The following is a 24,272-nucleotide window of genomic DNA, read 5'->3' as shown; positions in this document are numbered from 1 at the left end:
AATTATGGGTTCCGTGGTTCAATCCAGGTCAGCGCCGCCGTTTGTGCCGGTAACACCGTAGCCGTGGGGGTTGTACTGGTCACCCGAACCGGAGCAGACCCCCTGCCGTTCAGGCGTGCCAGCTTGCCACTCACGATGGATTTATACCGGGCTGCCGGGGCGCCGCCGGCGGGATGGTGATAACACCCGGCGGCAACCAGCCAGCTTCCGGGATTGCGGTCATAGCATTCCCGCAGGATGGCCGCTGCCGCGTTGAGGTTGGTGTAAGGGTCAAACGCCTCCCAGGTCGACGTGAAGTGATGGCCGTTCCAGCCCAGATTGACCTGGGCAATCCCGACATCGATGCGCTTGCGAGGATGTGTTTTCAAAAAGCGCTGCAGTGCTTCCCAGGCCTGCAGGCGGCTGGCGTACCGATACCCTTTGCCGGCCACGTTAATGGTCCAGGGCCAGGGACGCTCCACATCCGGGGCCGGGCCGGCCCCGCGAGTCACCGAGATGATGCTTTTCGGCGCCATCGATGTCTCAGCCAGCGCCACCGAATACAGGGACTCCGGCGGCACCCCGTGACGCAGCGCCACCTCCCGGTAACCGGAAGGCACCTGCTGGGTGGCAGCATGTACGACGCCACCGCTCACAACGGTGAGGAAGGCAAGCAGGGGCAACAGCCCCCGGGTCAGAACGCGGCGAGTGTCCATCCGTTTTCCCCTTGTTGCAGCACCACCGGCATCAGGCCGTTGCCGAATTTCATCCAGCGGCCACCGTCATGATTGAGCGTAATTTGACGTGCGCGCACCTTGTCGACGGGAATGTGATGCGCCCGAGCCCACTCGCGCAGCAGACTGTCATTACCCTTGCTGTCAACCAGGTAAATGTCGACCGGCCGGTTATCTGCCAGCACCGCCGCCAGGCGTGCATCGCACTGCCCGCAGTCCTTCGCTTTCACGAACAGCGCCAGTCGCCCGCCGGTGTCATGTGCGATACCGGCCGCATTCCCCATGTTCACCGGCAACACACCAAGGCGCTGCCAGGCCGCATCCACCTCACGCTGGAACTTGAGTTCTTTCTCTGTGCGGGCGAACTCCTGCTTTACCCACAGCTCGGCGTATTTTTTACGCTCGGCATCGCTCTGAGCCTCGATGCCAAGGGCAGTTAACGGATCAAGCCCCGGAGACTGCGTCCCGCGAGGGCCATCCATCAACTGCTGATAACGCTGATACTCTTCCCCACTGAGGCCCCACTGCCTGCCCTGCTGCGCCGTCTTGTTCGCCTGGCTCTGCTGAATCTCACTCAGGGTAGACTGGCTGTTCTCGATGGCCGTTTGCTGCGCCGCCTGTGATAATGGGCTCAGCAGCATCAGGGAAATTACGCTGTATTTCAGTTTCATCACGCTCTCCTTATTGGGCGCTGACGGTCTGCAGGCGGCCGTTCACACGAAACGTCGCCTGCCCGTAACCGGCACTGACCAGGATCCAGCCGGCGACCGACTCCCCTTCCCCGATTAACCGCACCTGCGACAAATCGCTGAACCCCAGCGGCGCCACAGCCGCAAAGGCCGACGTACCGCGCTGCTCCACCCCGGTCAGCACGAATGGCGCTTTGCGCGCCACACGAGGTACCGCATTACGCGGGGAGGGTTTAATTGGCGTGGGCTTGTGCTTTGGGGTGATTTTGGCGGTCGCTGAAGGTGCAGCGGGGACGTCCGTTGAGGAGGCTACAGTCGGTACAGGCTTTTCAGTCGCTGACTTTTTCACGGACTCAATGCTGTCTTTCAGCGCATTTAACTCAACCTGTTGAGCCTGCAGTTGCTGCTCAAGTTTTTCCGGCAGCCCGGTGGTTAACGTCAGCACCCCAATCTGCCGCGTGAGCGAATCCTGACGCTCAGCCAGGCTTTTAAGCTGTTTAGCATGCGCCTGAAGCTCATCGGCCATAGAGTTCATGCCATCCTGCGGCGCCAGTGCTTTCTGTGCCTGCTCAAGCAGGGCAATACGCTGGTCGACATGCCTGATAGCCCCTGAGCCGACGAGTCCAGCCACCAGGACAACAACGACGCCGGCCGTTGCCCCCCAGAAGGTCTTGCTGCGTAGCAACCCTATTTTTGCCGGTGTCATCGGCATCATTTCGTCATTATGCTCAGTCATTTTTTCAGCCACCCGCCGGTTGTCGGTACGGCGTTAACGGGCTGAGGTGCAATGACCGTCGCAGCAGGATGCGCTGAAACCGGTGCTGAAACCGCCCTGGCCGGCGCCACCGTCACTGGCGACAGCTGTGTCGCCGGCAACTGATACCCGTCACGCAGGCTGTGGCAGACAACACGTTGCACGTCGTCTACCTCAAGCTGCCACGCGGGGCCTGCCAGTACCTGCAGCGCGGTACGCAAACGCATCGGTCCCAGTTGGTACTGCACCGCCGGCAACGCCTGCCGGTACAGCACGCCGTTTGCCGGTCCAGTCGCGCACAGTGAATAGCCCGACTGGCGCAGCGCATAACGCAACGCGTCAGCCACCGTCGGTTTTACTGATGCCGGAATACGAATATCGATGATTTGCGAGAGCGGATCACGCTGAACGGCCGCCGGGTCGGTGCTGACCAGTAAATAACGGTCGTAGCGCACGACCTCCGGCACCTGCCCGTAAGCATCCGGGCTGACCGGTTGAACGTTGCGAGTGACGGTAACCGAAGGCGTGACAGGGGAAATATCGCGCTGCTGCAGTGGCTGCTGAGTAACGCACCCGGTCAGCATGAGTGCTGCCAGGGAAGAGACGAGAATTGTTTTTTTCATCCGGAAGATTTCCTGTTCAGTGACAATTGGCAGGTGTCACTGTGCGGTTACCGTCCAGGAGGCTCAATTAACAACTCTTTATTGCTAATCAAAAAAAAACGCCAACCCGAAGGTCAGCGTTATCGAATCATGCTAACGAACCCAAATTAGGGTTCTGGGTAATAATCCTGGTTCAGGATCTGTTCTGTAGTCCAAATGCAAGAAGCGGGTAATTTATCCAGACCGATCCCCGTTTCTTTTGATGCTATAGCCAAAGCATCAAACCAAGTATCTTCCAACCACTCCCGATCGACCATAGCAACTTTCAGACTGGGGGTTTTCTTTAAACGGCGCTCAATCAAACCGCGTTGCCCCTTGATCGTCAGTTCCCAACTTGTACCACGGTGAGTAGGTTGAAATTGCCACTTCAGAAGGTGAGCCAGTAAAACCGCCATCCGGCTGGCCAGTTCGCGCTTTTCACTCTTGCCCACGTCCTCAATCTCCTCGGCAATATTTTCAATATCCAGTTGGCTAAGTTTACCGGCACGCAGTAACGCCGCCTGTTCATTCGCCCAGGCGACCACGTCGGTATCGTAACGAGTTCCCATGGGAGCCTCCGGTATAGTAGATAGAAAAACTGCACACAGCAGACGCTATGTGCAGTATGTCAATGAATGCCATCCAGGTCAAAATGGGATGTCATCATCAAAGTCCATCGGCGGTTCATTGCCGGCAGACGCCTGAGGGGGTGTACCACTGTGGGTCGGTTGCTGAGGTTGCCCCCAACTACCAGACGCTGAGGGCCCCGGGTTATCGGTCTGACTACGACCACCCAGCATCTGCATCGTGCCGCCCACGTTAACGACTACCTCAGTAGTGTAACGATCCTGGCCGCTCTGATCTGCCCATTTACGCGTGCGCAAAGCGCCTTCAATATAGACCTGCGAACCTTTACGCAAGTATTCGCCGGCAATTTCAGCGAGTTTGCCAAACAGCACCACACGGTGCCATTCGGTTTTTTCTTTCTGTTCGCCGGATTGTTTATCACGCCAGGTCTCGGAGGTCGCAAGCGACAGGGTGGCAACCGCACCACCATTTGACATGTAACGGACTTCAGGATCCTGGCCAAGGTGACCGACAAGTATGACTTTGTTTACGCCGCGAGACGCCATAATCAAATCCTCATAGGGAATAGAGTTAGAAAGGGAAAAACGCCCCGAAAAATCGAGGCGTAAAGGGCGTTATCAGAAAGAGTTTTCCGCGTATTGTTGCTGTGCGGAACCTTGCTGAGGCGGCGTAGAGTCGGATTTCTCAGCCTGATATACCTTTTCCTGACCGATTTTGATCCAATCGACCTTGATAAGGCGGGCTTTGAGGCTGACGCGCTGTTCACCGGCATGTTCGCCGCTGTTGAGCGTGAAGATGTCCGTCTTGGGATTGCTGAGCACAAAACCAATCAGGACCTTTTTGTCTTCATCAACCGATTTTTGACAGCGGTTGATCAGGCTGCTGGCTTCTTTACCGGCGACCGTTACATCGAAACGCGTGTAACTGGCGTTATCGGTAGGACCGGAGAGTCCATTGACGACACAGCTGATAAAGGTGCCATTCGGGCCATTGACTTGACGAATGTTGCTGAGGTACCCCATGCCCTTGATAGTCAGGTTGAAGTATTCAGTTTTAGTAGATGCTTGCTGAGATTGGGTAGACATGATGTTTTCTCCAGGAGTAAAGATTCGGTGACGGAGAAATACACCTTCCCGACGGGAAAGTGTTTCCCGTCGGGAGTCTGCAAAGTCGTACGTCAGTGCAGACTGTCTTGATTGTGAAATGGACCTTCATCACCGCTAAGTGATCCCCGTTCTCAAAGGCTAAACGGTGTTACCGCCACGTGGGCTTCCTCTTTCAGGCTACGAGGCTATTGGCAGTCACCCGAGGGCGTTTCTCACAGACCGCTGAAACTTTGGCTGGCACTCACCCGAAGGCGCTTCTCACAGAGTGCTGAAGCATTGGCTGGTTGTCCGGAGACAACAAGTAAGCCTGTTCATTTTTAATGCAAGCATCGAGAGTGTCAACCGCAATATTCCGTTTTGAGAACCATAAAATAAAAACGGCGTTGATCCGAAAATCAACGCCGCACGGCCGGTACCTGAACCTTCAGTAAATTCTGTCAAACTCCGGGGAGGAACCTAGTCTCCCGACGCGTTTTTCACGGAGTTGCATGCGTCTTGACAGCCAACCTGAGTGTGGAGGCCGCTGACCGAACTGAAGCAGAAAAAAACCATGGAAGAATTTTCCCACCACCGCAGTTACGGGGTACCTATGCATTCTGCAAGAAAGCCAGATAACCTTAGCAAATCTTCCTAACATTAACATCAGGCAATCTCTTACTCCGCACCGGTTGTTTTATTTTTAGCCGGTGATTTTGCTTTATAGCGCTTTGCCTTACGACCACCTTTTGCATCAATGTTGATAATGCCCTGGCAAGTGGGGTAATTACTGCAGCCCCAGAAGGCACCGCCACCTTTCTTGCCTGCGCGCCGGCGCATCGTCCCACCGCATGTCGGGCACGGCGGTGAAGGAGGCGCAGTGAACTTCACCGCCTGCGTCTTCCCTTTCTCCACCAGATGGCCCGTCCACTGTGCCTGGCGGCTCATGAACGTCTCGAGTGTCATCTGCCCCTGGGCAATCTCGTCCAGCGCCTGCTCCCACAGCGCCGTCATCCCGGGGTTGGTCAGCGCGGTCGGTAACGCATCTATCAGTTCGCCGGCAATCGGCGTGGAAAGCAGGATTTTTCCCTTCTTCTCCAGGTAGCCGCGTTTAAACAGCGTTTCCAGGATACCGGCACGTGTCGCTTCAGTACCCAGCCCCGCGTTCTCTTTCAGCACCTTCTTCAGTTGCGGGTCACTGACGAACGCCGCAGCATTTTTCATGGCGGCGATCAGTGTCCCGTCAGTAAAATGCCCCGGGGGCTTCGTCTGCAGCGTTTTAAGCTCCGCGCCGGCAACCGCGACGGATTCACCTTTTACCAGCGCCGGCAGCCGGACATCATCCGTGTCCGCCGACTCCTCTTTCACCTCGCTCGCGTCATGCTGGAACAGAGCTTTCCAACCTACCACCGCCTCGACCTTGCCACGGGTGCGGAACAGTTGCCCGCCGATATTAAAGGTAACCTCAGTCACATCCACTTCATGTAACGGCAGAAACTGTGCCAGGTAATGCTGACGGATCAGCTGATAGACCTTCAGCTCATCGGCAGACAGCTTGCTCAAATCGAACGGCTGCTTAGTCGGGATAATCCCATGGTGCGCCGTGATTTTTTTGTCGTTCCAGATGCGGGAAACAAAGGCCCTGTCGAGCCTGGCCACACTTTCGCTCTGCGTTGGATCCGTGCGGGTAACCGCACTCAGCACATCGGCAACCTCTTCCCGCATCGATGTCGGCAGATAGCCGCAATCTGTCCGGGGATATGTGGTCGCCTTGTGCGTTTCATACAGCGACTGCGCGATACTCAGCACCTGGTTTGCGCTCATCCCCCACTTGCGTGAGCAAGCCTGCTGCAGCGTCCCCAGGTCAAAGGCCAGCGGCGCGGACTCTTTCTTGCGCTCGGTCCCTACCTCAAGCACAACGGCATGACCTGTTTGCTGACACAGCTGCACCACGGCCTGCGCCACATTCTGCTGAATACAGCGCTTCTCTTCATCACAGTAGTTGGCAGCCGGCACCCAGTTCGCAGGAAAAGTAATGCCATCCTTTTGCAGGTTCGCCCTGACTTGCCAGTACGGCTTGGAAATAAAGTTGGCGATTTCGCGGTCACGGTTCACGACCAGCGCCAGCGTGGGGGTCTGTACCCGCCCGATCGACAACACCTCGCCGTATCCCTGTTCCCGCGCCTTTAGAGTATAAAGTCGGGTCAGGTTCATCCCCGTCATCCAGTCAGCCCGGGCGCGTGCCAGGCCGGCCTCATACAGGGGTGCTGTCTTCTCGCCAGGGAGTTTGTTTGCCAGCGCATGCCGGATACTGGCCTCGTCCAGCGCAGACAACCAGAGCCGTTGGACCGGGCCAGTAAAGTGGCAATGCTCCAGTAATTCGCGTGCGATTACTTCCCCCTCACGATCCGCATCGGTCGCAATCACTACAGAATCAACCTGTTTGAGCAACCCACGGATGACCGCAAACTGCTCGGCAGTGTCTTTTTTTACCGTCATTTTCCACTGAGCAGGCACGATAGGCAGCACAGACTCCCGCCAGGGGTTACCGAACTGTTCACCGTAGGTCTCTGGCTGAGCCTGCTCCAGCAGGTGCCCGATGGCCCATGTCACGATGACGCCGGCGCCCGCCAGATAGCCCTGCTTACGCTGGGTCGCCCCGAGAATGGCGCCGATATCTTTACCCTGGCTGGGTTTCTCACACAGGTAGAGCTGCATCAGATAACCTCCCTCAGCCCTGACCTTTGGCAACCTGCTGCAGCTGCATCATCAGTCTCCCAAGGTAAGCGTCGGTCAGGTGCGACGCATCCGGTGAGCTGTATGTCACTTTCAGACGGCTGCCGGCACCGGACTTGACCACTTCGAGCTCAAGGCGATCATTGCCTTTCCATTCCTGCCCCATCTTGTAATAACTTCCCCGATTTGCTGACCAGACCGGGCGTGCTTCATCAATGGAGCTCGCGCTCCAGTCGCCGTGCTGATCACGCTGGCGCAGACTCTCAAGTTCCTCGGAGGAGATGAACTGATAATGACTTTTCAGGCGCGCCGCCGCGGTATCAACGTCCACCGGGAGGCTATAAGTATGATGCACATCCTGCCGGGGCCCGGAAATACCGGCCCGGGTCATCCAAGGCATGCCGCCCTCGCTGGCGCCGCCGCTGCCACCGGTTGCCAGGGAATGGGCAGCGTCACTGATTTTTTTGTTCCATTCACCCAATTCGGTGCCTGCGCACCCCGTTAACAATAACGCGGTGCAGAGTACACCTGGCATCAAAAAAGACTTTACCTGTCGATTCATACTCATGATTTAGCTCCTTTTTTTGAAGAGGTGGGCGATGTTGGCACAGAAGTTTTATTGAGTGGGGGCGAAAAAGCGGAACGCGATGTGCCAGACATAATGTCTGCGTCAGGTTCCCCCAGACGCTTGACCGCCTCCATACCAACCGGAGTTTGAAGGCGAATATCATCACGCGTTACAGCTACAGATCGGTACTGCTGCACAACCCCATAAACCTGCCGTACCCAATGCCCCCCCTGGCTCAGCAAGTCATCCCGCTTTTGACGAGAGATCAACCCATAGTGCCATGCCTGAAATGCTTTCATCGCAAGCTGATCAAAGCCAACGAGTAACCAGACACAACGATACCCGAGCGGAGTACGACTAAATACACCGATATTCAGCGGTGATACTGATGAGACTTCTGACATCGAGACCTGACCCGGCAAGCTGGATAAGACGTTATCAAGTTCTGCGACTGCGCGCTGCAATCGCGCGGTGCCACGTTCAATAGCCTGCTCCAACGACAGCATCGCGCCATCGGCATAAGGGTTGTCAGCGTTTGAATCAGCATTAATTTTCCCTGCTCGGGCGATGACCTGAGGCATGCTGACTATTTGTGGTTTATTTGACTCTTTCTCACGCTGCCGTCCCTCCCATAACAATATTGCATATTGTGTATGCAACTGGACGGTTAACGTCGATTTGAGCGCTCCTGCACGAGTTGAAGAGGGTTTGTTTTCTTTATTGCTTGATGAATCAACCATTTTAAGCATCCTGTTTAACTTATGTGTGGCTTGAAATAGTTGCGCCAGCTTGTCCCGGCAACAATCCAAAACTCTTTTTGCATGACGAACAAAAACTCAAAAGGCTATCCCGTTCACTTCTATCCATTGCTGCCAGTGGCAACGGCGCATGCTTTTTAACCAGTGCTGCCAGTAGCAGCAGTGCATACTTTTTAATCAGTGCTGCCAGTGGCAGCAGTGCGCGTTTTTTAATCAGTGCTGCCAGTGGCAGCACTGGTGTATTTTTAAATAACTTGATTATCTGCACTCACGACTCATTTTTTTGCCCGCATCATTTGCTGACGCAATTTGGCCACAACACCGCTTACATGTTCCCGCGACGCCAGGTGTTGACGGACCGGACCTGTTGCTTTTGCTGGCGCTGCAGAGCAAGGTATTTGGCGTCGCGGTACAGGCCCGGCAGGTTCTGGGGATTTTGCACTCGCATACAGCTCACCGTTTCGGGCGCGCTTGATGACCGCCAGTAGCCAGCCAGTGGGATTATTCAGGCTGCCTTTGGCCATTGCCTGCTCAAGACTCTCCAGCACCTGACGGGAAACTTCTGCAGGCAATGCCTTAAGCTGGACACCAATCTGGCGCTGATCATCCGTCGCGATGATGTTCTGCAGTTCGGCCGGCAACTCAGGTACGTACGTTGTTTTATTCACACTCTGTGTGAAAGAACGTACGTTACAGTTCGGTTTCGTTGATGCACCGTAAGTAACTGATTTCAGCATGAGTTCGGAAAGCGAACCCGGTGTTTTGCCTCCCTGTTTTACACTGAGTTCGGTATCCGAACCCGGTTTAATTTGACTTAGTTCGGTATCCGAATCCCGGGATTTTTTACTGAGTTCGGCGTCCGAACTGGGGGTATTTTCCTGTCGTTGAGACACTCTGACGGCCATCTGTTGCGGGGTTTGTGGCGACCCCAGCCTTTCAGCAATCGCCGCCATCTGGGAATGCTGATGACGCATTGTCGGATCATGCTGAATATCCGACAGTACCGACCAGGCCGTCTGGCTGACGGTGCGGTTTTTATGCGCGCAGCCCATGGCGACCGTATCCAGCCAGGTCGGATCCAATGTCTCCGCATCACGGGCCGAGAGTGGTTCATCGTGTTGGGCATAGATATTCCCCCGCACCCGCCCCTGGCCGTCACGCACACGCCGGCACAAACTGAGCCAGCCGGTCAGGCGTAACATCAGCAGCACGCGGCTGACGGTCTCGCGAGACGCCTTACCATTGAAGGGCGAGGCAAGCTGCAGCTGCAGCTCGTCATAGGTCGGGAACACGGCGCCCTGATTCTGTTGCGCGTACAGGCGGATCATAATCCACGCAGTTTTATCCAGCGGTGACAGACGGGTGTCCAGGAGCAACCGGCGGGGGATGGAGTCATGCACATTGCCCATGTACAGGAGACCGCTGCGCAGATTCGTGACATCGGGATTCCCCGCGTGCTTTTCCGCGCCTATTCGCTCCGCCAGGCGGGCATCCATTTGTTCGAGCGTAAAGGTGATCAGGCTGTCATCAGGTGTTTTGTTTATGCTCATCGATTTTACGCATCCTTTTACGCTGCTCCCACCCACAGGGCGAAGGCATCAAGCGGTTGTTGGCCTAACGGCACTCAGGCCTGTACCCGATACCAGGTACAGGGTGAATGTCATCACTTCCACAGTTCGTTGTTGTAGCGTTCATGGGTCAACAGCTCCCAGTCATCACCACTGTTTCGGCTGAGCAGTCGCCAGCTGGTACCGATATCAATCTTCATCCAGGCACGCCCGGGGGCGTGCTTGCCTTTGACATGAAGGTGCTTGTAGTTACGTTCCCCGCGGCGGAAACGCCTGACCTGCTCCTTCGCCTTTCTCTGGCAGGATGGCGGCGCCGAACGGGGAACCTGCAAACCCGGCATTAACATCACAGGCTTCATGCCAGCCTCCTTGTATTTCCTCCCGGCGTAGCGCGCGGCGTACGCACGGCCTGAATGGCTTTTTTGGCGGCCGCCGTCTGAGGGGCACCAAAGCTGCGAACGGCATTCCAGACAGCCGTCAGAGAAACATCCATCTGTTCGGCGGCCAGCATCATGACGTCCAGTCCATCGGCACTGGAGGCGTCATCGATGTCGGCTTTTTGCCACTGGCGCCACAATGCCGCGTTCTCGTCGTCGCTGAGCGCTGCACAGCGACCCTGGCGAATGTTGATACCGGTCATGCGTCGGCGGGCTGCAACTTCAACGGTCGAGAGGCCAAAATAGTGCTGCATCATTTCGATAGAGCCTCCCAACGCCAGTGCACGATCAATCCGCTGCATACGTTGCTGCTCACGGCGCGCATGTTGCAGCATCAGAGAAAAATTCTCGTGATGGATTTGGAAGGTCAGCACCGATACCGAGCTGTTCATGAGGTAATGCAGATCTTCAATGGTCAAACCGTGCAGCAGTTGCATCTCCTCCGTGGTCAGCCCCAGAGATTCACAGCGGCGGATATAGCCTGATTTAAGTTCCATTACGAGCTGAGTGAGCAGGCTGTTCGTCGCCTGAGACAAGCTATTACTCATAGTGAAGCCCCCCCGATTTCTGAAAAATATCTCGAAAAAACAGCAAACAAGCATGCCAGCAACACCATGGAAACGAACAGGAATGGCAACGCTGAAATGAAGTTTTTGCCCTTGTCCTTAAACCACGTTCTGGGATCAGGAACGTTGCCCATACCGAGAAGCAGGAACCAAAAAGCGAAGGCCTGCATTGTGAGAAGGTATAAATAAGGGTTCATGAATTGCGTCCTCCCTGATAACCAATGCCAGTGGTCACAGCCCCCTGAACACCCTGGTGTAAACGGGCGTTCTGGCCGGCTTCGAATCCACGTAAACGGGCAATATCATCACCGCGGCAGGTTTTCGGGGCGCGCGTTTGCAGCTCCCCCATCTTTTGGCTTTCCAGCCAGGCCCCCATCAGCTCGCATTCCTGTTCTGTCACGGTAAACGTCGTGATGACTCTCCGGACGCCGGCAACCCAGCCGGCACGAAACTGCTCAGCCCGGGCACGCCGCGTGCTCATTTTCAGGCGCTTATTCTGGGTTTTCAGGTAGTCTGCAGTAGCCTCTTTCAACTGCCGGCTCAGCACATCGAACGCATAAGCCGCAACGGCCGGCCGCTCACTAAAACCGTAGAACGTCACGTTGCGGCGCGGGCCAGACGCGGTATCCCGCCAGGAAAAATACAAACGGCATCCAAAGGCACGGGCAATCACCCACGCCAGGCCGGACATCCATTCAGGCAGTTTTTGTTTCGCTTCGGAAGGTGCTCCCTGGCTCGGTGCCGTCTGAATAGATGACAGGCTGGCGTCCAGCTCGCTGATACCGTATTTCTCCATCAGTTTTTGCGCCCGGGCTAACGCCAGTCCAGCCTCATGCGAATTACTGTTGCTGCGGGCCAGCTCAAGCAGTTTGCGCACCAGTTTCACCAGGCGCACCTGTCGTTGTGAATGGCTCATCAGGCTGTCTCCTCTGTTGCAGATAAGTCACGCTGCAGTTCACGCAGACGGCGTAAGACGCGAATAAGGCGCATCAATTTCACGGCATGAATATCGTCAAGCAACGGCCAGTCAGCAGCATTTTCCGACCCGATGAGGGCTTCATTGAGCGAGCTGGATGAGGCGCCGTCCGGGTTGTTGCCGGCAAGGGTCAGGAGTAACGCGGTGAAGCGAGAGGGACGTTCGGCAGTCAATGCGTAGCCGGCAGCCTGCAAGTCGGCTTTGTCGGCTTTGATTTCAGCCTCGCAGCCCGCCACTTCGGCCAGTTCGAATGCCAACCGGAAGGTGATCACCTGCAAGTGTTCGATATCGTCCTGCAGGGCAGAAATAGCCCAGATGGAGGAGACAGGCTCAAGTCCTACCTCAGCGAAGGGCACCTCTGCAACAGGGGCTGCAGGCTGTGTTTCGGTATTGTTGTGAGGGGCGGTCGACTCATGAGCGCCTGGCAGAGGGGCTTCATTGACGGTGGTATGCTCACCGCCTAAAACCGTTTCAACGTCACCCAACAACACAGAAGGCGCACCGTATAAATCTGGCTGAGTTTCAACACGGCGTTCAGTTTGAGTTGCAGGCGTTTCCTCTTCCTGAGCGTTCTGTGATTTATCATCGGCATCCCCTGTTGATTCATGCAACGCGCTGTCCAGCACCAAAGAAGAGCTTTCTCCCTGTACTTCAGGTATCGTCGGTCCGCCGATATTTCCCTGCTGCAGTGCTGGCGCCAGTTCGACAGTATTGCCTTCGCCTGACAGCTCAGGCGTTAATGCCGGCTCAGGCTCACCGAGGTGCTTGCGCCGGTTTTGCTCTTTGGGATCGAGCTCCAGTAACCAGCGGTCATAATTGAGCAACGGGTGTGGCAACGCGTTGATGAGCGCACCAATCAACTCATCACGGAACATATCCAGCGAATAGTCCTCGGGCGAATCAAAATGGCTGCATACATCACCGAAAACGGTATCAAATGGCTGCTTTGGTTCTTGGGTAATACAGTGCTTCTGCCAGGTGGTTTCAGCATGAGATCGCATAGCCAGCAACTGCAGAATTTGTGGACGCCCCAGGCCTGTCTCCAATAAGTGAGGCATATAGGGATACAGGTACTGCACCGCATCCTCCATCCTACTGATACTGGAATTATGGACGGGGTAACCTTGTGCGGTAAGAAGTGTCGAGAGTTCACGCAGTGAGACGGCTTTCCCCAACTCCGCTTCATATAAAGCCCGGGCCTGTCGAATGCCAAACGCTTTTTCAATGAAGCTCAGATCACCACGCACCTCATTCTCGGCAAGATGACCAATCACGCAGGATAATCGTCCTGGCCAGGGCTTGAATACACAAGAGAAGCGATAAAACCGTTCTTCTCCCGTTTCCTGCCAGAGCTCGGAAAGAATGGCATAACGCGTATTGCCTCCATCACTGAAAAAATAACCCAGCTCTGGACGTTCCGGATCACGAGTCACCTTCGGTACCGTATCGAGACCTCGAGCTAGAATTGATGACTTAATTTCCTCATATCTCGGATTACGCGAGGTTCGTGGGTTATCCGGATTCGGGTTCACTTCATCCAGGGTCAATACCAACGGCATTTCACTGACGGGGGTTTCCGCCAGCACAGGGGCTAAAGGTTGCGTGCCTGCTGCAGTCTTGCCCTGCTGGAGCAAAGCACTGTTCAGATCGAGGATCTTGGGTTTAGTACGCGCCATGGTTACGCCCTCCCCGAGTATTGGTCATACTGACCATCGTGGAAGTCACTGAACGCGGTGAATTGCCCTTCAAACTTGACGCGAACGGTGCCCGTTGCCCCCTGACGCTGCTTACCAATGATAATTTCTGCCGTGCCGGCATCATCAGAGTCAGCGTAATAGACCTCATCCCGGTAGATGAAGGCGATCACATCGGCATCCTGCTCCAGCGCACCAGAGTCTCGCAGGTCACCATTAAAGGGACGTTTGTCAGCACGGCTTTCCAACTGACGGTTCAGCTGAGATAGCGCCACAACGGGACAATCAAGTTCTTTGGCCAGCGCTTTCAGACTGCGGGAAATTTCTGAAATTTCCTGGGTGCGATTTTCCTGTCCAGGGCAACGCATCAGTTGCAGGTAATCGACCATGATTAAACCCGGATTACCATACAACCGGGTATAGCGCCGTGCCCTGGAACGCAGCAGTGCGGGGGTCAAATACGATTCATCGTCAATAATCAGGCGGTTTTCCAATGGCAACAACCGTTCCATCGCTTTGGAAATACGCGCCCAGTCTTCATCATCCAATTGGCCGCTGCGCAGCCTTGAAAGTTCAACCCGCCCGTCAACAGCAATCAGGCGTTGCAGCAACTGCTCGCGCGGCATTTCCAGGCTAAAGAAGAATGCAGGTTTCTCCGTGCCTCGAAGTGCGCCGGTGTAGACGCTCAACGCAAAGGCGGTTTTACCCATCGATGGCCGTGCCGCAACCAAAACCAAATCCCCCGGTTGCAAACCACACGTCATCACATCGAGCTCAGAGAAGCCGGTCGGGGTGCCGGTGATACTATTACCGCCATTCACCGTTTCCAGATAGGTCACGACAGCATTCAGCCCATCGGTCAGGCTGACATTCTGCTGTGACTGTGTTTGTTCCGAGAGCTGGAACAATTGCTGTTCTGCCCTTTCGGTCAGGGCGGCAGAATCTGCACGAGGATTGGCAGCATCAGCGCTCAATTCACGCCCGAGCTGCAACAGGCTACGCAGTCGACTGCGTTCAGCGACAATCCCGGCATAGGCGACAATATTGGCTGCGCTCGGTGTGTTTTTAGACAACTCAGCCAGATAGGCAAAACCGCCGACCTGCTCGAGCTCACCGTTTTGTTCCAGTGACTCATGGAGCGTAATCAGATCAATCGGCTGCTGAACAGCCATCAGACGAGCCATCGCCTGGAAAATGCGACGATGTACCGCCAGATAAAAATCACGATCTCCAACTAATGGCAGAATGTCATCCCAACGCTCGTTATCCAGCATCAATCCGCCGAGAACGGCCTGTTCGGCATCCGAAGAATAAGGAATATGCATATCAACCATGGCGCACCTCCGATCCTTCACCGTCAGTTGTTAACGGGTGCCCAAGAAAAGTCGGGCAGCAAGAACAGACACCCAGCCCAGTTTCACGATTGACCTTGAGCCAACTGCATGGTTTGCTGTTTTTATCCAGGCAAGCATGGCCATCTGTACAACCGCACCCTACGCAAGTTGCCTCTTTTAGGTGCGTATTCTCGGCATCGGCGCCACAGATGTACTCAAGTACCGCGGCGGCCTCATACGGAGCCTCGGCCATTTCGTGAAGACATTCGGCATCATAGAAGCTGGCAGCATGATTGGTTTTTGCCATCATCAACGCATGCATTTTCAGCATGCGGCGCAGCGCATTCTCCGTGGTTTCCAAATTACGGTTAAGCACATTGACGTAAGCCAGTAGCTGTGGTGCTGCAGCGGCCAGATAACCATTAGCCCGTTGCTCATCAAGACTCACATCACGGCTCCCACCGTTATCCGACCAGTGCTCAAGCCCAAGTTTTTCCCAGTCTGGAACAATCGCGACATTAGGGATTTCCACATGCTCGAAGCCGTTGACATCCACGACAGTGACGCCATCGCTATAGAGTTCAAGAACCTTCCAGGGTGCAGGTGCGGCTAACTCGCGCTGTTCATTAAGAAAGGTCACTAGCTGTTCAATATTCATTGATTTGCCTCCAGACGCAGAACGTCGAAGTCGGCAACCCAGTGAGGGAACAACTCGCAGGCCAGCTCATACATAGTGTCCGCAGCAGCGAGCGTTGATGTACGTGTGGTGGTTCTTTCAAGACGATGAACAGGTTGGCCGGAAGCATGCCCCATTTTGTAAATTTCAAGCTTGGGAATGATGGTGTCGAGAAGGGAGACGTCGAAGGTATCTGCACGCAGATACTGCCCGTTTGCGATAATGCCGCGCAGACTGTCCAGAGTCTGCCAATCCAGATTAGTGTACTCCATGCAGTTCGTCAGAATACGGATACGCGGTAACGCAATACCGTAGCTGGTCAGCGGCAATAATCCTTCCATCAACCCCAATGTGCCACGCAGAAACTCACGCGTATCCGGCAGTATAGGCTTGATAACACCGACAGCGAACTCCGTACTGGCAACCAGAATCAGTTCGAGCATCACAGACGCCGCACCTTTGGAGTCAATGATGATGACGTCGTACTCGTTGAACAAAGGGTGCTGCAGAACATTCTTCAGCCGCATACGACCATCAGGGGCATGCAACATGGCAGAGGATAAACGGTCGTGGGGATCGTTGGAAACGACGATGTCTAAATTTGGGATAACAGAACGGGAGATGATTTCTTCGGGATGATTGAGATCGACTGTCTTCATCAACAGTTCATACAAACCGTTGGGGGCTTCATATTCCAGGGAGAAAATGCTGCTTGCGGTGGGTTGGGAGTGGTCACCATCGATGAGGAGAGTTTTTTTACCTGCATCGGCAAGGAAGCCGGCAAGGTTGGCGCTTTGAGTGGATTTACCTTCGCCCCCTTTGGTTGAGACCATAGGGATAACGCGAGGCTTAGTACTGACAGAAGCAGTAGTGGCTTTTGTGACGATATTTTCCATGTGTACACTCGAATAAAGTATTCGATGAGTACAAATTCGATGCAGAAACTAATTTCACACTGCGATAATTCAACTTGCTAGCGAAGAGAGGATTGAAAATCCCCGTGTCCTTGGTTCGATTCCGAGTCCGGGCACCATATTCAGAATAACCCGCCTATGGCGGGTTTTTCGCTTTCTGGGATACGGACTCTCCATCGAACTGCGTTCGATTATTCGGTCTGAAGACCTCACCCTGCGGGCCAGCGCTGAAGCGCTGTTCAACACGGCGCCAGCGCCGGTTGTCCGAGTCCGGTCGCCCTATTCAGAAGAACCCGCCTATGGCGGGTTTTTCGCTTTCTGGAGTACGGACTCTCCATCGAACTACGTTCGATTATTCGGTCTTAAGGCCTCACCCTGCGGGCCAGCGCCGAAGCGCTGTTCAACACGGCGCCAGCGCCGGTTGTCCGAGTCCGGTCGCCCTATTCAGAAGAACCCGCCTATGGCGGTTTTTCGCTTTCTGGGGTACGGATTCCCCATCGCTTCATCCGATGGGGTGTAACTTCGCATTACAGGTGGACTCTCTCGAAAGAGCGCCCCCAATCCCCAACTACCCGAACATCAAACGAACGCGTTCATATTCCGTGTTTATTGAGTGTTTTATTGTCGAACGGTGATGGGAGACAGTTACGAACATATAACCGCATCCCATTGTTAAATAATAATATATTGCACAAAAACTAGGAACATTCCGAATAAAAACGACATTACTGTCAATTCATTCATATAGGGCTATGCTGAATTTTACCCATTGATAAGGCATTTTTAACCTATTCCGCTGCCAACACGAAATAATGGAGGATCCGGCGACAATGGCCATTGATATGTATATGAAAGTTGAAGGAATGACGGGCGAGTCCCAAGACAGCAATCATAAAGGATGGACCGACGTACTTTCGTTTAACTGGGGCGCTTCACAGCCAGGAAATATGGCTGTTGGCGGCGGGGGTGGCTCCGGAAAAGTGAATTATCAAGACCTCCGTATTCAAGCCCTTATCGACAAATCTACGCCCGCTATTCTCAAATATTGTTCCAGTGGAAAACATGTCGCGAAAATCGAGCTTTCCGTATGCAAAGCGGGCGGCAACCAGGTGGAGTATTCCAAAATCGTTCTCGAAGACGTTCTGGTGACGCAAACCGATTTTAACGGTGTAGGCCAAAATGATGCGATCGTGGTTGATTACGCCTTCCAGGCGTCAAAAGTCACCATGAGTTACTGGGAACAAGGCAGCAGCGGCACTAAAGGCGCGGAAAGCAAATCTGGTTGGGATATCAAGCAGAATAAAGAGAGCTAAGCGCATTCTGGCACCTAACAATACGTTAATGATCGGGTGATAAAATCATGGCAATGGATATGTTTTTAAAAGTTGAAGGCATTAATGGTGAATCGAAAAATGCGAATCACAAGCAATGGATCGATGTCTTTTCCTTTAACTGGGGCGCGCGACAGCCTGGCAATATGGCCGTTGGCGGCGGCGGCGGTGCGGGTAAAGTGAACTTTCGCGATCTGACCGTACAGGCTCTGATAGATAAAGCGACACCTGCCTTATTGAAATACTGCTCGGCCGGTAAACATCTCGCCAAGGTGCAGTTGTCTCTTTGCAAAGCCGGTGGGCAGGAAGTGGAATATACCCGCATTACCCTGGAAGATGTATTGGTGACTCATACCGACTTCATCGGTGTCGAGCACGGTTCCACGCTAGGCATTGAGTACTCTTTTCAGGCCGGTAAAGTGTCGATGGAATACTGGGAGCAAGCGAAGCAAGGTAATAAAGGGGCTTCGGTGCAGATGGGCTGGGATATTAAGCAAAATAAAGAAAGCTAATCATATTACGGTGCATATCGTAATGACGGGGGCGTTATGGCATTTCCTAAGTCACATGAAATTCTAGCTCTGACATCGCAACACGAATCGAATAATCGGGTGTCAGCCAACTTTTTGACCCGCGAGATTTTAAATGAGGCGCTGATCCTCGTCAGGTCTCTGTCACCAGAAGAAGTCTTTCGATTAACAAAAACGGAGACCGGCCAGATCGCGTTTACGCTGGGTGAACTCAAAGATGAAAACAACCGCCGGTTGACAGCCAATACTATTGAGTCAGGACAACGACCAGGCGGAAGAATTAATCACCTGGATAACCGAATTAATGTCTCTTTTCCCGGAACCTCATGGCAAATGGGAGCCCGTGTTCAGCATTTTGAGAATATCGCATCGAGTACCGTAGGCGGGGCCGGTCTGGTTTTGATCGCGGGATTATGGACGGGAGCCGGTTCTGGCGTTGGCAGCATTTTAGGCCGAAATGCCGCCCAGCTCGCTGTAGTGACAGGCACTTATTTGGGTAAACGCTTCGTGACCAATAAAACCATGGTCGTGAATCAGATGGCGGCGCATATCAAAAACCTTGCCGATATGTTTAACTCTACCCACAATGCCTTTAATGATTTCAAGTTTGAAAGCACAGCCAAACGCGCACAATACAGCCCCGATCCTCAAGCAGAGTACCCTATTACATTTGAACAAAAAGTCACGGATAATAATGCAGTTCCTGCTAACTATGCCGAGACCATTCAGGCCATCGTGCGCCGTTTTGTAACGGGAACCTACGAGCGTGTAGATATCGTCGGCCAGGGCGATATGTTTATAAAAGTTTTTTTCAGCGATGGGGAACTGGACATTTCGAAAGCCCAGTATGACTATCTCAGCAATTTGAAGCTCCCGTGATTGATCAACCTGGCAGGTCTTCACGCTTGTGGCGCAACGGTAGCCATTCAGTCCAGGGGGGCAAAAATGCCTCGAGCTGACCAAAAGATTTTTATTGTCGGTAAGAATGGTCAATGATGATGACAAGGCAGATTGCCGGATCGGATTCAACCGTTGCGCCAGCGTGGCCAGGTTTTTCACACTCGCCTCGAGCAAGCGTCCTCTCCGGCCAGCCTTTGCCCGGCATTAATTAAACGAACCCTAACACCGGTAGTTAACGCGAACCATCCGCGCCCATAGGGTGATGCAACTCGGGGTAAAATATTGCCATTCGGGGGGCAACAAGAAGAGATAAAGGTACAGAAGTGTGCGTATCACCTTAGTGAAAGAGTGTGATACCCTGCCGCAAAAAACAAAATAACACATTGAATTTAATGATAAAAACCAAATCACAACGCGCAGATTTCATAATTTCACTTCCGATTTCATCTTTGCAAAAAGCATCCTGCCTCTAATATCACGTTATTTCACCTTCCCCGTGCCTATTTTAAGGCTATTCTAAGCAACGAATACACCGATCCCGGCAATGCAATGGCATAGACACCAGATAAGCAGATAAGAACTCATACGGTGGGCATCCTCCCTGGTGGCCGTTTTCATGGCTTGATGAATCAGGGAGAGATCGGATTTTTACTTAGGAATATTCATTAAATACACGCGCAAAACCTTCATAGGAATTTTCATGGAAAGAAATACACCCGTAACCTTTACCTAATGCGCTACCGAATTCTAAACGGGTATTTAAAAGTGCGGTATTTTTGGCCTGCACACCGTTTAATTACATTTAATTCGTGAAGCTTACTTATAAGAAAAAGGCAGCCTGGTTGCTATAAGCCACCCTATCTGCGGCCGTATTTCTGGGTATTATTCTCATTATACTGGAGCTTATTAATGAATCAGCATTTGGATATCATCGGTATTGGCCTTGGCCCGTCGAATCTTAGCCTGGCAGCCTTAGGAAGTGAAATAGAGGGATTTACGGGACAATTCCTTGAACGCAAACCTCATTTCTCCTGGCACCCAGGGATGATCCTGGCGGACTGCAGTATGCAGACCAACTTTTTAAAAGATTTAGTGAGCGCGGTTGCCCCAACCAATCGCTACAGCTTTCTCAACTATCTGGTAAAAAACAGAAAATTTTATCGTTTCCTGACGACGGAGCAGCGCACCGCATCGCGCGAAGAGTTCGCCGATTACCTCACCTGGGCCGCCGCCGGGATGGGATCATTGGCATTCAATCAAGACGTTCAGCGGGTCGAATTTGACGATCGGCAGCGCCAGTTCGTGGTGACAACCTCGAATAAGGTCTTCCACGCCAGGCACGTAAGTATCGGTATTGGCAAGAAAATAAAGCTGCCTGATTGCGTGACAACGCAAAGCGATCGCTGTTTCCACGCCAGCGAAATGATGCTGCGCAACCCCGATCTGACCGGCAAACGCGTGGCGATCGTCGGTGGCGGCCAGAGCGGCGCAGACCTGTTCCTCAATATTTTTAAAGGGGAATGGGGGCAACCGGAGCAGCTCGACTGGATATCGCGCCGCAACAACTATAATGCGCTCGATGAAGCGGCCTTTGCCAACGAATACTTCACGCCCGATTACGTCGAGAGCTTTTACTCACTGGATAGCGCGGCCAAACGGCATATGCTGGCCGAACAGAAAATGACCTCAGACGGCATCACCAGTGAGTCGCTGCTAGCGATTTATCGCGCCATGTACCACCGCTTCGACGTCCTGCGCGAGAAATTATGGGTGCGCCTGCTGCCCAGCCGTTCGCTGACGGCCGTGAAACACACGCTGGATAACGCCTACCAACTCGAAACGCGTCATCATCTCGATCACGGCGAAGAAGCCTTCAAGGCGGACGTGGTGATCTTTGCCACCGGTTATCAATCGGCCACGCCAGAGTTCCTTGAACCTTTGGCCCACCGCTTACTAACCACTGCGGAGGGCGAATACCGCATCGCCCCAGACTTTACCTTTGAGTGGGAAGGCCCGGCGGAGAACTGCTTATTCGCCATGAACGCCAGTATGCACAATCACGGCATTGCCGATCCGCAGTTGAGCCTGATGGCGTGGCGGTCGGCTCGCATTCTTAATCGGGCGTTAGACCACAAGCCATTTGATCTGGGAACAACGCCGACAGCCATTCAATGGCGCAGTGAAAGCGCACCACCCGCGTTTTAAATACAAGAACGACTTAATCATTGTCACTACGCTTTGATGGAATTACGTATATGAAAAGACAAGTCATTAAATTTATTACGAAGCAGTTGGCCGTATTGGCCCCCGAATTCAAGGCCAGATTGCTCTACAAAAAAGCATTTGGCAAACCGTTAAACTTACAGGCGCCGTCCACCTGGAATGAAAAGATCAATCACCTGAAATTGAATGGCTATAGTCACAATGCGTTGGTGAAGCAGTGTGCAGATAAATATGCGGTAAGACAGTACATCAAAGATCAAGGGTGCGAAGAGATCCTTAATGAATTGTACTTTGCCTGTGATTCAGTAAACGATATTCCGTGGGACGCATTGCCGGATAAGTTTGTGATCAAAGGGAATCACGGTTCCGGGTATAACCTGATTTGCCAGAATAAAAAATTGCTGAATATCAAGAGCGCAAAAAAATTGATCGACGCTTGGATGAAAGACGATTATTGGAAAACTTATGTAGAGCTCAACTACAAAGGGATACAAAAAAAGATCATTGGGGAGAAATATATCGAATCGGCCAATGGTCACGGACCTGAAGACTATAAAATCTATTGTTTCCGCGGTGTACCTTACTGCACGTTGCTGTGTGTCGGCAGAGAAACCGGGTCGCCGAAGTATTACTTCTTTGACAAAGATTTCAAGTTTCTGTGCTACAGCGATGACTGCCTGGCCTTGAGCCAGGAAGAAATAGACGCCTTCGTGAAGCCAGAAGGCTACGATGAGCTGTTTGAGTACGCCTCACGCTTGTCCGCGCCCTTCGAGTTTGTTCGCGTTGATTTCTACATCTCCAAAGGCCAGATCATTTTCGGCGAATTGACCTTTACCCCATCCGCCGGGCTGGATACGGATATTCTGCCGCCAACCGATGTTTTGCTTGGCGAGATGTTGACGTTGCAACAGCACTGATTTTCACCTGGTCCCACATCCCACAGTGAAGATCGGCTGCGCCTGAGGATAAATACCGGCCGGCCTTTTTGCAGCCCGCGGGCCGGTATTGCCCTGAGGGATATCGGGCCGATGACCTCGCCTGTTCATGCCACCGTTACAGCAAAATCTCTGCTGCCTATCCCTGGCAGCCCACACCCGACCCAAATGCAATACGCCAGTCAGATCACATAACCATTTGAAAAACAATGGTATTAAATGATTAATAAGAATCACTTACATATTTATAATAAAATGTTCTATATGTATAGGAAGCTATAATATAAGATACAGGAAAGTTTCCCTGGTGTTGTTGTGTGTCTTTGCCCTATTTTATAGGGCTTTTTTCGCTAAAAATCGTTGATAACCGTGTGTTTTTACCTACCTTCACCATTTCCCCCTCCATAAAAACCATAACCATTTCTAATTAATTGTAATCCCTCTTATTCCTGACTTACCAATAATAACAATGAGTTGCTATTAACCTGGCAAAGCAACGGCTGGCAGCGCTTCGCGACCGGAATGCCCGCCCTAAAGGTAGGTTTTTACCGGGCGCGAACGGATGCTACTATCGGCCTTTTTCGAGGATGTTGATCCGCATGTTATTGTCCAACCGGCATTTTATCTCCGCGCTTCTGGCGCTCGCCATCGGCCTTTGGCTGCCGGGCTCCGTGATGGCCAGGCCCGATTTGGAACGCAAGATCGGCACTACCGTAGCCGATAGCGATACTGCGGATTACCGCTTCAGCGATCTGCGATTCACCTCCGCCGATGGCCAACGGCATTATCGTGTTCGCATCGCCCAACCGCGTCAGGCGCCTGTGCCAGACGGCTATCCAACGGTTTATTTCCTCGACGGCAATGCGGTGCTGATGGAGTTGAACGCCGCCTTACTGGCCAAATTGGCAGCAACGAAGCGGCCACCGGTGCTGGTGATGATCGGCTATGACAACGATCTGCGCATCGATGCCGCCGGCCGCACCTACGACTATACGCTCCCTCTGCCGGCAGGCATGAAGAAACCGCCGCGGGCCGTCGGGGGCGCGGATGCGTTCCTGCAATTGATTGAGACCCAGATCAAACCGGCGATCGCCGCCAAACTGGCGGTCGATCCTCAGCGGCAAACGCTGTGGGGGCACTCCTACGGCGGGCTCTTCGTTCTGCATACGTTGTTCACCCATCCCACCGCCTTTCAGCGCTACATCGCCGTGGAACCCTCGCTGTGGTGGGGCGACGGCATGATCCTGCAAGAAGCACAGCAGATGACAGAACGGCGCGCGGCGCCGGCGGCCAGGTTGCAACTGTGGGTTGGCCTGGCAGAACGCGATCGGGCTGCCCCGCCCGGCGTGAAGAGCCCCGCTCTGCCGGCGGACGCAACGCGTTTATTGGCCGAACACCTGGCACAGCTCGACGGTCTCACCGTCGGCTATCGCGAATGGCCTGCCCTGGGACACGGCGCCATGCTGGGTGCGGCCATCGAGCCGGCGCTGGGCAGCGTCATTGCAGAGGACTAAATCAGCGGATCAGAAGCTATCGGCCATATTTTCATCTGCGGCGCATATCTTCTGATAAGAAGAGTGTTTACTATCTGAGACAGAGAATGGCGGGCGCGGGTGGGGGCGTCAAAAAACAAAGTGGCTCCCCCGTCGGCAAGTGAGC

26 protein-coding genes are annotated in these 24,272 nt (G+C 53.6%); 6 read left to right on the top strand and 20 right to left on the bottom strand.

Annotation, left to right across the window (positions count from 1 at the left end; translation table 11 throughout):
- Window positions 1-2: 2 nt before the first annotated feature.
- From ACJ8IL_RS19090 to ACJ8IL_RS18995, 20 genes are all read right to left on the bottom strand, one after another.
- Complete coding sequence (locus tag ACJ8IL_RS19090; protein ID WP_100395925.1) at window positions 3-695, bottom strand: transglycosylase SLT domain-containing protein; 693 nt, start codon at window positions 693-695, stop codon at window positions 3-5.
- On the bottom strand, window positions 674-1,384 hold the full coding sequence (locus ACJ8IL_RS19085) for a TIGR03759 family integrating conjugative element protein (protein WP_442516744.1): 711 nt from the start codon (window positions 1,382-1,384) through the stop codon (window positions 674-676). The genes ACJ8IL_RS19090 and ACJ8IL_RS19085 overlap by 22 nt, the downstream gene beginning before the upstream one ends.
- 10 nt (window positions 1,385-1,394) lie before the next feature.
- Window positions 1,395-2,138, bottom strand: coding sequence for a hypothetical protein (locus ACJ8IL_RS19080; RefSeq protein ID WP_442516743.1), 744 nt, complete (start codon window positions 2,136-2,138; stop codon window positions 1,395-1,397).
- Window positions 2,135-2,779, bottom strand: a complete 645-nt coding sequence (gene pilL2, locus ACJ8IL_RS19075; protein WP_442516742.1) for a PFGI-1 class ICE element type IV pilus protein PilL2 — start codon at window positions 2,777-2,779, stop codon at window positions 2,135-2,137. Before pilL2 ends, ACJ8IL_RS19080 begins: the two co-directional genes overlap by 4 nt.
- A gap of 146 nt (window positions 2,780-2,925) precedes the next feature.
- Window positions 2,926-3,366, bottom strand: coding sequence for a DUF29 domain-containing protein (locus tag ACJ8IL_RS19070; RefSeq protein WP_099784035.1), 441 nt, complete (start codon window positions 3,364-3,366; stop codon window positions 2,926-2,928).
- A gap of 78 nt (window positions 3,367-3,444) precedes the next feature.
- A complete protein-coding gene (locus tag ACJ8IL_RS19065; protein ID WP_197847222.1) occupies window positions 3,445-3,930 on the bottom strand; it encodes a single-stranded DNA-binding protein in 486 nt (161 codons plus the stop codon).
- Between the two features lie 72 nt (window positions 3,931-4,002).
- Window positions 4,003-4,470 carry an STY4534 family ICE replication protein gene (locus tag ACJ8IL_RS19060; RefSeq protein WP_060558277.1) on the bottom strand — a complete coding sequence of 156 codons (468 nt, stop codon included), beginning with the start codon at window positions 4,468-4,470 and terminating at the stop codon, window positions 4,003-4,005.
- A 675-nt stretch (window positions 4,471-5,145) separates the two neighbouring features.
- Window positions 5,146-7,185, bottom strand: a complete 2,040-nt coding sequence (locus ACJ8IL_RS19055) for a DNA topoisomerase 3 (protein WP_197784809.1) — start codon at window positions 7,183-7,185, stop codon at window positions 5,146-5,148.
- 13 nt (window positions 7,186-7,198) lie between these two features.
- Window positions 7,199-7,771 (bottom strand): hypothetical protein, encoded by a 573-nt coding sequence (locus tag ACJ8IL_RS19050; protein ID WP_197784808.1) that lies wholly within the window; start codon window positions 7,769-7,771, stop codon window positions 7,199-7,201.
- Window positions 7,768-8,511, bottom strand: a complete 744-nt coding sequence (locus ACJ8IL_RS19045) for a PFL_4669 family integrating conjugative element protein (protein WP_197784807.1) — start codon at window positions 8,509-8,511, stop codon at window positions 7,768-7,770. Before ACJ8IL_RS19045 ends, ACJ8IL_RS19050 begins: the two co-directional genes overlap by 4 nt.
- A 19-nt stretch (window positions 8,512-8,530) precedes the next feature.
- Window positions 8,531-8,797: a hypothetical protein gene (locus ACJ8IL_RS19040; protein WP_442516741.1), complete on the bottom strand. Its 267-nt coding sequence runs from the start codon at window positions 8,795-8,797 to the stop codon at window positions 8,531-8,533.
- A gap of 7 nt (window positions 8,798-8,804) precedes the next feature.
- Window positions 8,805-10,079, bottom strand: coding sequence for an STY4528 family pathogenicity island replication protein (locus tag ACJ8IL_RS19035; RefSeq protein WP_442516740.1), 1,275 nt, complete (start codon window positions 10,077-10,079; stop codon window positions 8,805-8,807).
- Window positions 10,080-10,192: 113 nt separating this feature from the next.
- Window positions 10,193-10,456 carry a ParE family toxin-like protein gene (locus ACJ8IL_RS19030; RefSeq protein WP_043143926.1) on the bottom strand — a complete coding sequence of 88 codons (264 nt, stop codon included), beginning with the start codon at window positions 10,454-10,456 and terminating at the stop codon, window positions 10,193-10,195.
- Window positions 10,453-11,082 (bottom strand): DUF2857 domain-containing protein, encoded by a 630-nt coding sequence (locus tag ACJ8IL_RS19025; RefSeq protein WP_442516739.1) that lies wholly within the window; start codon window positions 11,080-11,082, stop codon window positions 10,453-10,455. The genes ACJ8IL_RS19030 and ACJ8IL_RS19025 overlap by 4 nt, the downstream gene beginning before the upstream one ends.
- Window positions 11,079-11,297 carry a hypothetical protein gene (locus ACJ8IL_RS19020; protein ID WP_187048390.1) on the bottom strand — a complete coding sequence of 73 codons (219 nt, stop codon included), beginning with the start codon at window positions 11,295-11,297 and terminating at the stop codon, window positions 11,079-11,081. The genes ACJ8IL_RS19025 and ACJ8IL_RS19020 overlap by 4 nt, the downstream gene beginning before the upstream one ends.
- Window positions 11,294-12,016, bottom strand: coding sequence for a DUF2786 domain-containing protein (locus tag ACJ8IL_RS19015; RefSeq protein WP_442516738.1), 723 nt, complete (start codon window positions 12,014-12,016; stop codon window positions 11,294-11,296). Before ACJ8IL_RS19015 ends, ACJ8IL_RS19020 begins: the two co-directional genes overlap by 4 nt.
- A complete protein-coding gene (locus ACJ8IL_RS19010) occupies window positions 12,016-13,752 on the bottom strand; it encodes a ParB family protein (RefSeq protein WP_442516737.1) in 1,737 nt (578 codons plus the stop codon). The genes ACJ8IL_RS19015 and ACJ8IL_RS19010 overlap by 1 nt, the downstream gene beginning before the upstream one ends.
- Before the next feature lie 2 nt (window positions 13,753-13,754).
- Window positions 13,755-15,104: an SPI-7-type island replicative DNA helicase gene (gene dnaB-PI, locus ACJ8IL_RS19005; RefSeq protein ID WP_442516736.1), complete on the bottom strand. Its 1,350-nt coding sequence runs from the start codon at window positions 15,102-15,104 to the stop codon at window positions 13,755-13,757.
- Complete coding sequence (locus ACJ8IL_RS19000) at window positions 15,097-15,762, bottom strand: hypothetical protein (RefSeq protein ID WP_442516735.1); 666 nt, start codon at window positions 15,760-15,762, stop codon at window positions 15,097-15,099. Before ACJ8IL_RS19000 ends, dnaB-PI begins: the two co-directional genes overlap by 8 nt.
- Complete coding sequence (locus tag ACJ8IL_RS18995; RefSeq protein ID WP_442516734.1) at window positions 15,759-16,676, bottom strand: ParA family protein; 918 nt, start codon at window positions 16,674-16,676, stop codon at window positions 15,759-15,761. The genes ACJ8IL_RS19000 and ACJ8IL_RS18995 overlap by 4 nt, the downstream gene beginning before the upstream one ends.
- A gap of 848 nt (window positions 16,677-17,524) precedes the next feature.
- Between ACJ8IL_RS18995 and ACJ8IL_RS18990 the strand changes: the two genes are divergently transcribed.
- The 6 genes from ACJ8IL_RS18990 to ACJ8IL_RS18965 all read left to right on the top strand — a co-directional run bounded on the left by ACJ8IL_RS18990 (window position 17,525) and on the right by ACJ8IL_RS18965 (window position 24,127).
- Window positions 17,525-18,007, top strand: a complete 483-nt coding sequence (locus tag ACJ8IL_RS18990) for an Hcp family type VI secretion system effector (RefSeq protein ID WP_025304260.1) — start codon at window positions 17,525-17,527, stop codon at window positions 18,005-18,007.
- Between the two features lie 47 nt (window positions 18,008-18,054).
- On the top strand, window positions 18,055-18,537 hold the full coding sequence (locus ACJ8IL_RS18985) for an Hcp family type VI secretion system effector (RefSeq protein WP_025304261.1): 483 nt from the start codon (window positions 18,055-18,057) through the stop codon (window positions 18,535-18,537).
- A gap of 36 nt (window positions 18,538-18,573) precedes the next feature.
- Window positions 18,574-19,434 (top strand): hypothetical protein, encoded by an 861-nt coding sequence (locus tag ACJ8IL_RS18980; protein WP_238476092.1) that lies wholly within the window; start codon window positions 18,574-18,576, stop codon window positions 19,432-19,434.
- A gap of 930 nt (window positions 19,435-20,364) precedes the next feature.
- Window positions 20,365-21,660: a lysine N(6)-hydroxylase/L-ornithine N(5)-oxygenase family protein gene (locus ACJ8IL_RS18975; RefSeq protein WP_025304263.1), complete on the top strand. Its 1,296-nt coding sequence runs from the start codon at window positions 20,365-20,367 to the stop codon at window positions 21,658-21,660.
- A 50-nt stretch (window positions 21,661-21,710) separates the two neighbouring features.
- On the top strand, window positions 21,711-22,595 hold the full coding sequence (locus ACJ8IL_RS18970) for an ATP-grasp fold amidoligase family protein (protein WP_025304264.1): 885 nt from the start codon (window positions 21,711-21,713) through the stop codon (window positions 22,593-22,595).
- Window positions 22,596-23,212: 617 nt separating this feature from the next.
- Complete coding sequence (locus tag ACJ8IL_RS18965) at window positions 23,213-24,127, top strand: alpha/beta hydrolase (protein WP_025304265.1); 915 nt, start codon at window positions 23,213-23,215, stop codon at window positions 24,125-24,127.
- Window positions 24,128-24,272 lie beyond the last annotated feature (145 nt).

The sequence above is a fragment of the Serratia sp. CY47444 genome, assembly GCF_052168635.1.
Taxonomy (GTDB): Bacteria; Pseudomonadota; Gammaproteobacteria; order Enterobacterales; family Enterobacteriaceae; genus Serratia; species Serratia bockelmannii.
This window is presented reverse-complemented; position numbering and strand designations above follow the sequence as displayed.